Source organism: Empedobacter sp. 225-1, assembly GCF_030328185.1.
GTDB lineage: Bacteria > Bacteroidota > Bacteroidia > Flavobacteriales > Weeksellaceae > Empedobacter > Empedobacter stercoris.
On record NZ_JACALO010000008.1, the window covers coordinates 1 to 14,594 of the forward strand.

Annotated in this window: 9 protein-coding genes; 7 read left to right on the forward strand and 2 right to left on the reverse strand. The window is 32.4% G+C overall.

Features of this window, described 5'->3' with window-relative positions:
• Positions 1-100: 100 nt before the first annotated feature.
• Positions 101-2,842, reverse strand: a complete 2,742-nt coding sequence (locus HX088_RS03670; protein WP_284584237.1) for a M16 family metallopeptidase — start codon at positions 2,840-2,842, stop codon at positions 101-103.
• Between the two features lie 120 nt (positions 2,843-2,962).
• On the opposite strand from HX088_RS03670, the gene HX088_RS03675 reads away from it, so the two are divergent.
• From HX088_RS03675 to HX088_RS03705, 7 genes are all read left to right on the forward strand, one after another.
• Complete coding sequence (locus HX088_RS03675; protein ID WP_284584236.1) at positions 2,963-5,377, forward strand: alpha-ketoacid dehydrogenase subunit alpha/beta; 2,415 nt, start codon at positions 2,963-2,965, stop codon at positions 5,375-5,377.
• Between the two features lie 82 nt (positions 5,378-5,459).
• Positions 5,460-6,716 carry a type IX secretion system plug protein gene (locus HX088_RS03680; RefSeq protein WP_286483480.1) on the forward strand — a complete coding sequence of 419 codons (1,257 nt, stop codon included), beginning with the start codon at positions 5,460-5,462 and terminating at the stop codon, positions 6,714-6,716.
• A 214-nt stretch (positions 6,717-6,930) separates the two neighbouring features.
• Positions 6,931-7,797, forward strand: a complete 867-nt coding sequence (locus tag HX088_RS03685) for a hypothetical protein (RefSeq protein WP_284584235.1) — start codon at positions 6,931-6,933, stop codon at positions 7,795-7,797.
• Positions 7,794-10,358, forward strand: a complete 2,565-nt coding sequence (locus tag HX088_RS03690; protein ID WP_284584234.1) for a hypothetical protein — start codon at positions 7,794-7,796, stop codon at positions 10,356-10,358. Before HX088_RS03685 ends, HX088_RS03690 begins: the two co-directional genes overlap by 4 nt.
• 66 nt (positions 10,359-10,424) lie before the next feature.
• Positions 10,425-11,075, forward strand: coding sequence for a DUF1003 domain-containing protein (locus HX088_RS03695; RefSeq protein WP_286483481.1), 651 nt, complete (start codon positions 10,425-10,427; stop codon positions 11,073-11,075).
• Positions 11,076-11,243: 168 nt separating this feature from the next.
• The gene (pruA, locus tag HX088_RS03700; protein ID WP_225541235.1) at positions 11,244-12,872 is read left to right on the forward strand and encodes an L-glutamate gamma-semialdehyde dehydrogenase; all 1,629 of its coding nucleotides are present in this window, start codon (positions 11,244-11,246) and stop codon (positions 12,870-12,872) included.
• 57 nt (positions 12,873-12,929) lie between these two features.
• The gene (locus HX088_RS03705; RefSeq protein ID WP_260541204.1) at positions 12,930-13,859 is read left to right on the forward strand and encodes a cation diffusion facilitator family transporter; all 930 of its coding nucleotides are present in this window, start codon (positions 12,930-12,932) and stop codon (positions 13,857-13,859) included.
• Between the two features lie 85 nt (positions 13,860-13,944).
• On the opposite strand, the gene HX088_RS03710 is transcribed toward HX088_RS03705, so the two are convergent.
• Positions 13,945-14,589, reverse strand: a complete 645-nt coding sequence (locus tag HX088_RS03710) for an OmpW/AlkL family protein (protein ID WP_260541202.1) — start codon at positions 14,587-14,589, stop codon at positions 13,945-13,947.
• Positions 14,590-14,594: the final 5 nt, after the last annotated feature.

The window sequence follows — 14,594 nt, forward strand, 5'->3', positions numbered from 1 at the left end:
AAAATGATGAAATTTTATTGGAAATTAATTCAAATAAAAAAAACCGCCTCAAATTTTAATATTGAGACGGCTTCTTTTTTTGAAATGAGTATGATTAAAGTTATTTTTTATCAAAAGTTCCCGTGTAAACAGAAGTCAATTTGTCTAATGAAATGTATTTTTTGAAAACTTCATTTACTTGACTTACATTCAGAGCATCAACTTTTTTCTCTAAATTATCGAAATCATCAAAACTAATTCCGTTCAATAAATAACCATTCGATAAACTTAATAAAGTACCATCCATTCCCAAAGATGTGTTACGTCCATTTTTCCAACTTACGATATTTGTTTTTAATTCTTCAGCTGTGAAACCATCTTTCAATGCTTTTGCAACTTCCTCTTTCAATGCTATTTCAACAGCTTCACGTTTAGTAGGATTCAAAAATGCGTAATATCCCCAAGAAGCAACATCGTTTTTAGGATCGTTTGGAATAGAAACATACGAACCTGCACCGTAGCTGATACCTTCTTTTTCTCTCAATCGCATAGGAATACGAGCAGATAAAAATCCACCGCTACCAATCATTTCGTTTGCCATAACCATTGCTGCATAATCTGCACTTTCACGATTCATTTTGAAGTTAATTGATCCAACTGCAGCTGCATTTTCTTTGTCAGCAATGTTGTATAATTTGTCTTCTTTTTTAGTTGCTGTAAACATTGGATATGCTTTTTCGTATTTCGATTTACTATTCCATTTGCCAAATGTATCACTCAGTATTTTTTCAACTTTAGTTTTATCATTAGTTCCAACGACAGAAACAACTCCGTTTTGCGCACCTAAAATGTTTTTATAAAAATTAACTAAATCAGTTTGTTTTATAGTTTTAATTTCATCTTTTAATTCACTAAAAGAAGCAGTATAAAAAATAGATGATTTTGGATAATTAGAAGTTAAACGATTAATCTCATTGAAAGCTAAAGCTTGTGGATCGTTAGTGTTAGCGTCTAAATAAGTGGTGTATTCATTTACAGTTTTTGTTAATTCGGCTTGAGGGAAAGTTGGTTCTGTAATAATTTGACGAACGATATCCATTGTTTTGTCTAATGAATTTTTGTACGTATTAATTGTTACGGATAACGTTTGTCCACTAAATCTAAATCCGACAGAAGATTTCAACTCATCTAATTGATCTTTGATTTGTTCTTTTGTTAGATTCTTCGTTCCAGACATTAACAATTCAGCCGTTAATTGACCAATAATTCCTTTATTCGCTAAATCTTTTTCATTCGAAACAGGTAAATTGAATGATAAAATAACTTTTTCACCTTTGATTTCTTTATCGATGATTCCGTATTTTAATCCATTGTTCAATTTCCCTTCTGCATAATGCGCTTTAAGATTTTTGATCGAAGCTTCGAAAGGTTTTGCTTCCTTCTCTGCAGCACGACCTTTATAATTTGAAACTAATTCTGTAATTTGTTTATTCGTTAATTCATTCGGTTTTACACGAATTTCATCTTTTGTAGGAATAAATGTTCCAACCGTTCTATTGTTCGCTCTAAAATATTTTTCAGCAACACGCTTGATATCTTCTTTTGTTACTTTTTCGATATTATCGCGGTACAAGAATCCTAAGCGATAATCACCAGCACCAACAATTTCGGTTAAAGCAATTGCAAAATTAATGGTGTTATTTTTTCTATTTTCGATGTTCTTGATAATATTCGCTTTTGCACGTTGTACATCTTGATCAGTATAATTAATTGTGGCAACTTTATCTAATTCTGCACGAATATCATTTTTCGTTTGTTCAATATTTTTCTCTTTCGGAATTTCTGTTCCAATATAAAAGAAACTCGCATCACGAACTTCTGGACTAAATGCCCAAATAGAAGCAATTTTGTGTGTGTCTACTAAAGCTTTATATAAATACCCAGATGGATCTGAAGTCAGAATATTGTTCAACACATCAATCGCTGCATAATCTTTGTCGCTGTAAGCTGCAACGTGATACATCACGCCAACAGATTGAGAATCACCTGCGCGTTTTACTTCTACAAATTTTTCACCGTCTTGTGCTGGTTCAACGGTTAAGACTTCGTCTAAAACACGAGTTGGTTTTGGAATTGGAGCAAAATATTGATTGACATAATCCATTGTTTTTTTCTCGTCAAACTTTCCTGCAATAATTAATGTAGCATTATCAGGTTGATAGTATTTTTCGTAGAATTTCCGTAATTGAGGTGTTTTAACACGTTCGATATCTTCTTTGGAACCAATCGTCGACTTTCCGTAATTGTGCCATAAATATCCAGCAGAAATCACACGTTCCATCAGTACACTTGAAGGATTATTTTCTCCAATTTCAAATTCATTGCGAACAACCGAAAACTCTTTATCTAAATCTTCTTGTTTGATGGTTGCATTAATCATTCGATCAGCTTCCATTTCGATACTCCAACGTAAATTTTCATCACTTGAAGGAAAGATTTCATAATAATTTGTACGATCATACCATGTTGTTCCATTTGCTATTCCACCTTTATCAGATAACATTTTTTTGATATCACCAAGGTTTTTAGTCGATTTAAACAACATATGTTCTAACAAATGCGCCATTCCTTTTTCTCCGTAACCTTCATGTTTAGAACCTACATTGTAAACAATGTTTACGACAACATTACTTTGAGATTGATCAGGAAGTAATAAAACTTGCAAACCATTAGATAGTTTGTACTCTTTTATTCCTTCTACTTGAGTTACAAAAGTTGCTCCTCCAGCTTTAGTTTGAGCCATTACATACGATGAATTTGCAAAAGCAAAAACCAAACATAAACTCAATAAAGTTTTTTTCATGTATTTATTTTTAGTGTTATTAATAGGATGATATAAAATTATAATCTATTCGTTAGACGTAAATTGTATGGTGTAAGTTACAAATCTTTTGTTAAATTTGTGATGCAACAAACAAAAGAAATGGAAACAAAAGAGGTAAATAAAATTACTTTCGAAGAGTTTAAAAGTCAAATCATTAGTGATTATAGAACGGCTTTTATGTCTCGTGAAGCAAGTCTTTTAGGAAGAAGAGAAGTACTTACAGGGAAAGCAAAATTTGGAATTTTTGGTGATGGAAAAGAGTTACCACAAATTGCAATGGCAAAGGTATTCAAAGATGGAGATTTCCGTTCGGGGTATTACCGCGATCAGACATTTATGTTCGCTATTGGTCAACTAACAGTTGAACAATTTTTCGCACAATTATACGCTTTAACTGATTTAGAAAAAGAACCTTCATCTGGAGGTCGTCAAATGACTTCTCACTTCGGAACAAGATCTTTAAACGAAGATGGTTCTTGGAAAAAACTAACAGCGCAAAAAAATTCGAGTGCAGATATTTCTCCTACAGCGGGACAAATGCCACGTTTATTAGGATTAGCACAAGCATCAAAATATTTTAGAAATGTACCACAAGCCGATGAAGAACAACAATTTTCTGTAAGTGGAAATGAAATTGCATTCGGTACAATTGGTGATGCAAGTACATCTGAAGGACATTTTTGGGAAACGATAAATGCGGGTGGAGTTCTTCAAGTGCCAATGGTGGTTTCTATTTGGGACGATGGCTATGGAATTTCCGTTCCAGCTAAATTTCAACGTACAAAATCGAATCTTTCTGAACTATTATCAGGTTTTGGAAGAACAGAAAACGAAAGAGGTTACGAAATTATTACTGTAAAAGCTTGGGATTATCCAGCGTTGATCGAAGCATATACTCGTGCAGAAAGATTTGCGCGTGAGCATCATATTCCATGTATTGTACACGTGCAAGAATGTACACAGCCACAAGGTCACTCTACGTCTGGTTCACACGAACGTTACAAATCAGAAGAGCGTTTAGCTTGGGAAAAAGAATACGATGGAATAGCAAAATTCCGCGAATATATTTTAGCATTTGCAGATCATTCGGATGCAATTATTACAGCAGAAGAGTTGGATAAATTAGAAGCAGAAGTAAAAGCAGAAGTAAAAAAATCTCAAAAACAATGTTGGGATGATTATTTGAATCCAATTTTAGAGTTGAAAAATCAAGCATTAGATTTATTAATGAAAGTTGGTTCAGAAAGTGTAAATTCAGCATTTATCAATATTGAAATTAATAATTTAAAATCGAAGAAAAGCCCATTTAAACGTGATGTTTATGGTGCAGTTCGTAAAATAATTCGTTTAACTCGTTCTGAGAATTTAAGTTCAAAAACTGAATTAATTTCTTGGTTGGATACGAAAATGAAACGTGAAGAAGAAATTTATTCGACGAAATTAGTTTCAGGTACAGCAACTCAAGTTCCGCAAGTGAAACCTGAGTTTGGTGATAATCCAGTATTAGAAGATGGTCGTGTAATAGTTCGTGATAACTTTGATAAACTTTTCGAAAAGTATCCAAAAGCATTAGTTTTCGGAGAAGATGCTGGAAATATTGGTGATGTAAACCAAGGTTTAGAAGGTCTTCAAGCGAAATATGGAATCGATCGGATTTCAGATACAGGAATTCGTGAAGCAACAATTCTTGGTCAAGGAATTGGGTTAGCAATGCGTGGTTTACGCCCTATTGCAGAAATTCAATACTTAGATTATATTCTTTATTGTTTACAAGGAATTTCAGATGATTTAGCAACTGTACTTTATCGTACAAATGGTGGTCAGAAAGCACCGGTAATAATCAGAACGCGTGGGCACCGATTAGAAGGTGTTTGGCATTCTGGTTCTCCAATGGGAGGTATATTGAATTTGGTTCGTGGTGTGAATGTTTTAGTTCCTCGCGATCTAACTAAAGCAGCAGGTTTTTACAATACATTAATGCAAGCAGATGAACCTGCAATTGTGGTTGAAAGTCTGAACGGTTACCGTCTGAAAGAACCTGCACCAACAAATATTGGAGAATTTACAACGCCAATTGGTGAAGTTGAAATCACAAAAGAAGGACAAGATGTAACGTTGTTAACTTATGGTTCTACTTGGAGAATTGTAATGGAGGCAGCAAAAGAATTAGAACAATTAGGAATTTCGGTTGAGGTAATTGATGCACAATCATTATTACCATTCGATATTAATGCAGATGTTGCAAAAAGTTTATCAAAAACCAATCGTTTAGTAATTGTTGACGAAGATGTTCCTGGTGGAGCAAGTGCATTTTTGTTACAAGAAATTGTCGAAAAACAAGGTGGATATTTTACATTAGATAGCGCACCATTGACGATTACAGCGAAAGCTCACCGTCCTGCTTATGCGACAGATGGAGATTATTTTTCAAAACCTTCTGTAGATGATATTACTGAAAAGGTTTATGAATTGATGCGCGAAGCAAAACCAAATGAGTTTCCTGCTTTGTACTAAAAAATAAATTTTAAAGTTATATAAGCGTGTGTCTTTGTAAAAAGACACACGCTTTTTTGTATTTTTATCAATCAAAATAGTAATGAAAATGAAATTCTATTCGATTATCCTGTGTTTATTAACGACAATTGTTTTAGGACAATATCAAGAAGTTAATCCACCAAAAAATATTAAAACTATTCAAGTTTTTAATCCACAAACAAACGACAATACACCAATTATCAAGTTAGGTTCAGAGGAAAGTTTATTTTTTCTTTTTGATGATATTAATGCAGGATATAGACGTTACCAATATTCTATCGAGCATCGAAATGCAGATTGGACAGAATCAAATATTTTTCAATCCGAATTTCTAAATGGTGTAAATGCAGATTATGCACGTACATATAAAAACTCTTTCAATACTTATCAAAAATACACCAATTATCAAATTCAATTTCCGAACGAACAAATGAATATTAAGTTACCAGGAAATTACATTTTGAAAGTGTATTTGGATACGGATGACAACCCTATTTTTACGAAAAGATTTGCCGTTTATCAACCAATTACTGATGTTGGCGTGGTGGTTTCTCGTTTTAATAATCCAACTGTAAAAGAATTGAATCAGCGCTTACAAGTTCAGGTTTCAAGTGGAACTCAAAATTTGACGGAAGTTCCAGATGGAGCAAAGTTATTTTTGATGAAAAATAACAATTGGAACGAAGGTTATTTTGTTAATCGACCATCATTTTCTCGTCCAAATCAATTAACATACAACGATACCAATACACTTTTTGAAGGAGGAGCTGAATACAATTGGTTTGATAATAAAAATTTGGAGGTTCCGAGTATGACAACCGAAAAAACATTCAGAAAAGATAGTGTATACCATACTGTTTTACGCGTAGATTTTCCGAAATACAATTTACCATATGATGATTACCCAGATATTGATGGTAATTTTTATATCCGAAATAACCGTTATGGAAATGAATATGCAGCGAATTCTGAAGCTGATTATTCGTGGGTATATTTTGCGTTAGATGCGTTCGAAGATCAAAACGGATTGTATGAACCTTATGTCGTGGGAGCTTTTAATAATTGGAATATTGATGAAAATTCGAGATTAGAGAAAGATAATTCAGGACTTTGGGTAACCGAATTATTTTTGAAACAAGGCTATTACAATTACCAATACGTTGTAAAAAACACCAAAACAGGAAAAATAGATCCAAGTTATGTGAGTGGAAGTTTTTGGCAAACCGAAAACCAATACCAAGCTTTATTTTACTATAGACCTTGGGGACAACGTTACGATATTTTGATGGGGTACGGATCAGGAAATTCGAGGAGATAAATTACTTCAAATGAATTTTTCTAAATTTTAGATTTAAAAATTTCACTATAATTAACGATAGAATTCACTATAATTCTATTTAAATTTGGACATGAACTTTATATTCAGATTTTTATCACTCACTATATTGTTTTTTTTGGTTGGATGTACTTCCGAAACCAAAAAATCTCCCGTAGATTTTTATTATTGGCGAAGTAATTTTTCGATCAATGAAATGGAGAAAAATACAGTCGATTACCTAAAGGTAGAGAATGTTTACATTCGTTTTTTTGATGTAGATAAAAAAGCAAATAAAATTTCACCAATTGGGATTATTCAGAATTTTGATGCAACAAAACTTAACGTTAATTATATTCCGACCATTTTTATTACCAATCAAACTTTTCTAAATATATCCAAAGATCAAGTAAAAATTTTGGCTAAAGATGTGTTTAATTTTTTGAACGAAACAGCTGAAAGAGGAAGCTTAAAAAGCTTTGATGAAATTCAAATTGATTGCGATTGGACAAAATCGACACGAGAAAATTATTTTACATTTTTGTCTGAATTGAAACATATTTCGGGCAAACAAATTTCTGCCACTTTACGCTTGCATCAAGTGAAATTTAAAGAGCAAGAAGGTGTTCCACCATTGGATAAAATGGTTTTGATGTGTTATGCTACCGAAAATCCGACCGATCAAACTGAAAACAATTCAATTTTAGATTTGAAAATAGCCAAAGATTATTTACAAAATTTAGAAGATTATCCAATCAAATTAGATGTGGCTTTGCCAATTTATTCATGGGCGATTTTAACAAATCATCTTGGAAAAATAAAGTTAATCAATTCTTTTTCGGAGCAAGATTTGATAGGGAAACCTGTGAAAAAAGTTCGTGAAGGTTTTTACGAAGTTGAAGATGATTTCTTCGTTCGAAATTTTTATGTGAGCAAAGGTTTTACCATTAAAGTAGAAACAATATCACCTCAATTATTAGTTGAAACAAAGTCGTTTATCGATACAAAATTAAAAGACAATTACCGTTTGATCTATTATCATTTAGATTCAAAATTTTTAAATACAATTCCTAAAGATCTATGAAAAAAATAGTACTATCATTAAGTTTAATCTTTGGACTAACTCAAGCATTTGCTTGCGCTGATGGAGGAGGAGAAGATTACTATTATTACAATCTTTTTTCTCAAACATTAAGTGAAGCGCCACAATATCAACCTTTTTTGATGACATTGGATAATCCATATTATTCGATTGATGAAAATCAGAAAAATGAGAATATTTTAGATTGGCAAAAAACATTAGGAATCACATATCAACAAGCTTACGAATTGGTTTTTAAAGCATCAAAACAAGAAGTTGATTCGATGATTAAAACTGGAAAATCAACCAATTCAACAACCAATTTTGCGACAACAGATTGGATAAAAAAGAATAAACAACAATTGCTTTATTTATCATATGCCAAATATTTAGAGCCTTACATGGCATTTTATTACATTGATAATGGTGAGTGGTCGTATGTCGATCGTCCAGAAAAAAATGTTAATAATCTAAATTATAAAAAAGTTCTTGAGGTTCTAAAGAAGAGTTGGAATGCGGAAACAGATAAAGAATTGAAAATGCGTTATGGTTATCAACTGGTTCGTTTTGCACATTATTTCCATGAATACAGAGATGCTATTAACTATTTTAACATGTATGTAGCTTCTCAGGGACTAAAAAATTCGATGTATTATTATGCGTTAGATCAAAAAGGTGGTGCCGAACGTGCACTCGGAAATTATGTACAAGCGAATTATGATTTTTTCGAAGTTTTTTCACATTCTAATGACCGTAAATTAAGTGCTTATCAGTCGATGAACGTGACACAAGATTTAAATTATGAGAAGCTTTTGGCAAATGCAAAAACTGCACAAGAGAAAAATGATTTGTATCTATTGATTGGTTACAATGACTTTTCTAATCCGTTAGCACCCGCGAAAAAAATTATTGCAAATGATGTGAATGCGCCACAAGCTCGAATTTTATTTGCGCGTTCTATCAATTTAATCGAGCGTCAATATTTGCAACAAAATCCTGAAGATTATTATTGGGGTTCGACACAAGAACGAAAAAAATACGCGGATTTGTATTTGCCTGTAAAATTGAATAACGAATATTATGGAAGTTCGGTTGATAATTCGAAAGAAGAAATTCAAATTAATGAGTTGATTGCCTTAGCAAAATTACAAGCTACAAAAGCCGATAACAAAGAATTTTGGAATTTATCGGTTGCTTATTTGAATTTATTGAATAAAAATTTTACCGAAACGAAGACGTATTTAGCAAAAGTAAATTCGACCTCGAAAGAATTTCAACAACAAAAAAATGTAATTCAAGTTTTATTAGAAATTTTCGAACAAAAGAAAATTACGGATAGTTTTGAGAATCAATTGATGCAAAAATATGCGTCAATCCTTCATTACGAATACCCAAAATTACCAGAAAATGAATACGAATATCCTATTAGTGAGAATCAAAAAATGAATCTAAAAAATGTCATTTTAGACGTTTTGGCAAATCGATATTTTTTGCAAGGAGATAAAGGAAAAGCGTTTTTGATTCATAACGAAATTACACAATTAGGTTCAAATCCGAATTGGGCGATTATCAACGATTTGGATAAATTGGATAAGAAAACGAATAAAACAGCTTTCGAAAAATATTTAATCAATACAAAAGTAAAATCGAGTTCATGGGATTGGAGAACCGAAAAATCAACGGATATTCAATTTAAATTAGCTGATTATTTAGCTGATTTCAAAGGGACTATTTATTTGGGCGAAATGAAATTTGATTTAGCAAAGAAGGAATTCGAAAAAATAGATCCAACATTTCATACTTCCGAAAGTTCATATTTTGTGTATGATTACAATTATTCGACAGAAAAAGAAACAAAAACTTGGGTAGAAAACCAATTTGATGGCTTTCATAATATTCCAAGTAAGATTTTTGGGTACAATAAAATTGAATGTTTTAACTGTGATGAAAATCAGGTAATTGAAACGCCTTATTTGAATGAGTTCAAATTTATCAAATCTAAAATGTCAAAATTAGAATTGACGAATGCAATGATTGAATTGAATAAAATCGGGAAAAAAAATTCTGAAGAAGGTGCGAAAGCAAATTATTTATTAGGAAATTTTTATTACAACACAACAACTTTAGGGTATTATCGCTATTTGTTGACATTTGATCGAAACAACGAGAATGGACCAAAATATCATAATTATGATTCGGAATATGAAGCAACAACAAATTTCTTTTATAAAAGTTTTGGTTGGGGTGGATATTATGTTGATAATTTTACACCTTCAGAAAATTATTTGAAAAAAGCGTTTGATGCAACTAAGGATAAAGAGATGAAAGCGCAACTATTGTTTGCATTATCAAAGAATGAACAAGGTCGTTTTTACAATGCAAAAGATCCAGTTTTGAAACGTTTGTATGAAGATCAATATTCGAATGAAAATAAAATATTGGCATATAAAGTGGCAAATTATCGTTCTAATTTCAAGAGTTTAAAACAATATTCAGATACGAAAGCGTATCAAGAAATCAAATCAAATTGTAAATATTTCGATTATTACACGAATAACTTTTAATCCAGTAAACGCTTCTAATTTTAGGAGCGTTTTTTGTTAGAAAATTTTTGACTCAAATAGACTATTATGAAATGTTTTGTAACACAAAAACCAATTCATCGCTATGAAGCTGTGAAAGGTAAAGAGATTCAACAAGAAATTTTTAAATTAATTCAACAAGATTATCCAGATATATCCGAAGAAGAAAATGTTTCAATTAAAGTTCTAAATAAATATCGTCGTTTATTTTTTGCTAATTTGATTTCGCAAGAAAAAGGTGAAATGGAAAAATTGGATCAAGATGTTATAGAAGCAATTCGAAATAATTCGATTCTTTCAGAAAATATCAAAGAAGAAACAGTAAAAACATTAACAATTGGTGAAAAAATAGCTGATAATGTGGCTACTTTTGGAGGAAGTTGGACGTTTATTGTTGCGTTTTTTGTGTTTTTATTAGCGTGGATGTTACTTAACTTCTGGATGTTACATAACAAAGGATTTGACCCTTATCCGTTTATTTTATTGAATTTAATTCTTTCTTGTTTAGTGGCGATTCAAGCACCGATTATCATGATGAGCCAAAATCGACAAGAAGATAAAGACAGGGATAGAGCTGAACACGATTATAAAATCAATTTGAAAGCTGAATTGGAGATAAAATTATTAAGTGAAAAAATAGATCATTTATTGGTTCATCAAAACAAAAAATTATTAGAAATTCAGGAAATGCAAATTTAGTATTTAGAGAATATCGAAAAACAAGTGATTCAACCTAAAGATAAGAATGATACGGATCAAAAAGATTAATATAAAGAGGCAATTTAGTTAATTATTCAAACTGAAAATTTTCATTTATTTTTCATAAATTTGGACTTTGAATAAGTATAAACAAACAAAATAATAAGAATGTCAAAATCATTTGCTCAAATTCCTCAAGCTGTTAATGAAGAGGTGAAATCGTATGCTCCTGGTACGCCAGAGCGCGCGCAATTATTAGACGCATACAAAAAAATGTTTAACGAGGTGACAGAGGTTCCGCAATACATTGGTTCTGAAGAGATTTTTTCAGGAAATAAAAAAGAAATTCGTCCTCCACACGATCACCAAAAAGTGGTTGGTTATTTCCACGAAGGAACTCAAGACGATGTAAGAAAAGCGATAGATACAGCGTTAGCTGCAAAAGAAGCTTGGGTTGCAATGCCTTGGGAAGATAGAGCGGCAATTTTCTTAAAAGCTGCAGATTTAATTGCTGGTCCTTACCGTGCAAAAATAAATGCTGCAACGATGATTGGACAATCTAAAAATGCGATGCAAGCAGAAATTGATTCAGCTTGTGAGTTAATCGACTTTTTACGTTTCAATGTACAGTATATGACAGAAATTTATGCAGATCAACCAGTCTCTTCTCCGGGAGTATGGAATCGCGTAGATTATCGTCCATTAGAAGGATTTACATTCGCTATCACTCCTTTCAACTTTACTGCAATTGCTGGTAACTTACCTTCTTGTATGGCTTTGATGGGGAATGTTGTTGTTTGGAAACCTTCAGATAAACAAACTTTAGCTGCTAAAGTGACTATGGAAGTGTTCAAAAAAGCTGGTTTACCAGATGGTGTAATCAATATGATTTTAACTGATGGAGCAGAAACTGCAAAAACAGTTTTAGAGCACAAAGATTTTGCTGGATTACACTTCACAGGTTCAACAAAAGTTTTCAATACTTTATGGAAACAAATTGGTGATAATATTAATAATTATAGAACTTACCCTCGTATTGTAGGAGAAACAGGAGGAAAAGATTTCGTTATGGTTCACAAATCTGCTTGTGCAACAGAAGTTGCTGTAGCTTTAGTTCGTGGAGCATTCGAATACCAAGGACAAAAATGTTCTGCAGCTTCTCGTGCTTACATCCCTTCTAATTTATGGAACGAGGTAGAAAAACAAATGAAAGAAATGTTAGCAACTGTGACATTAGGTTCTCCTGAAGATTTCTCTAATTTCATGACTGCTGTTATTGATAAAAATTCTTTCGAAAAATCAAAAGCATATATTGATCGTGCACATGCATCTTCTGAAGCTGAAGTTGTAATTGGTGGTACGTATGACGATTCTGTAGGATACTTTGTTCAACCAACAGTAATCAAAGTAACAAATCCTCAATACGAATCAATGGTAGAAGAAATCTTCGGACCTGTATTGTCTGTTTATGTATATGATGAAAATGAATTTGAAGCAACTTTAAAATTAGTAGACGAAACTTCTGCTTATGCTTTAACAGGTTCTATCTTCTCGAAAGATCGTGCTGCTGTGGGAATCGCATCTAATGCATTGAAAAATGCTTGTGGAAACTTCTACATCAACGACAAACCAACAGGAGCTGTAGTTGGGCAACAACCATTTGGTGGAGCACGTGCTTCTGGTACAAATGATAAAGCTGGATCTGCAATGAACTTGTTACGTTGGACTTCTGTTCAAACTATCAAAGAAACATTAGTTCCTGCGACAGATTATAAATACCCTTTCTTAGCAAAATAAATTTTTAAGAAATAAATTTAGAATAAGCCTTACATTTGTAGGGCTTATTTTTTTGGTATGAATGATAATTCGGAAAAAGCAATCAAAGCTTCGATTTTTAGTATTGTAGGAAATGCTTCTTTGGCTGGAATTAAGTTTTTGGCTGGTTATTTTGGAAATTCATACGCGCTTATTGCAGATGCTATCGAATCTTCGGCAGATGTTTTTTCATCAATATTTGTATTCTTTGGGCTGAAGTATTCAGCTAAACCAGCAGATGAAAATCATCCGTATGGACACGGAAAAGCTGAAGCGTTAATTACATTCTTAGTGGTTACTTTTCTGATTGTTTCTGCGATTATTATTGCGAAGGAGAGTATTACAAATATTATTACACCACATCATCAACCCAAACCTTTTACGTTATTAGTTCTTGGAGGAATTATACTGTTTAAAGAATTATCGTTTCAATATGTGATGCGAAAAAGTGTCGAGACCAATAGTTCTTCTTTAAAAGCGGATGCTTGGCACCATCGATCAGATGCGATAACTTCGCTAATGGCATTTATCGGAATCTCGATTTCTTTGGTGATGGGACCAGGTTGGGAAGCTGCAGACGATGTAGCAGCACTTTTTGCATCAACGTTCATTTTATATAATGCATATAAAATTCTTCGTCCTGCTTTGGGCGAAATTATGGATGAACAATTGTATGAAGATGAAATTGAACAAATTCGTGAAATAGCCTTAAATGTACCAGGTGTTATGGCGACCGAAAAATGTAATGTTCGTAAGAACGGAATGAATTATTATGTGGATTTACATGCGATTGTAGATGGCTCTATTTCAGTTGTAGAAGGACATAAAATTAGCCATGATCTAAAAGATGCTGTTCAAGCAAAAATGCCTCAAGTAAAAGATGTGTTGGTGCATATAGAACCTACTTTTGTTTCGGTTCGAGAATATTTTCGAATCAATCAAATAGAAGATAAAAGGGTAGAGAGATAATTTAAATAAAAAAAGAGAAGCAATTGCTTCTCTTTTTGATTTTTCTTTATTTTTAAAAAATCATAATATATATAAAAGGTCGATTTTAGAATAATTTGAACCCAATACCAGTACTGATTAACCAAGGATTAAGATCTACATCTGCTGGCACATAAACTTGTTGATCCAAAGCAGCTCCAACTGTTACATCTGTGTTTAAATATAATTTTTTAACATCCACGTTCCAATATAATTTATCATTGATTTTATAATCAAATCCTAATTGAAATCCGAAGCCTACTTTATTTTCATAATCAACACTTGTTACAGCTGCATTTCTACCTTTTCCTGCACCTTCGTCGTAGAAAATTGTATAGTTAATTCCAGCTCCAATATAAGGTTTTAAATTTTTTGTAGGATACATATGGTATTGCACATTTACAGTAGGAGGAAGTAACATTACACGACCTAAATCTAAATTTCCTAATGCCGTATTTACAGCAACAACTTCATGTTTAGACGTTCCTAATATTAATTCGGCTGCAAGATTTTTCGTAATATAATACGTAAAGTCAATTTCAGGAATAACATTATTCGTAACAGCTACATTTCCACCTATAGCTTCAATTTTAGCATTTTCTACAGGAACTACACCTGTTGCTCTAACACGCATATGCAACTCTCCTGCTTCTTGACCAAATGAAATTGCTGAAGTTAAGATTGCTCCCAATAGTATAAGTCCTTTTTTCATAATCA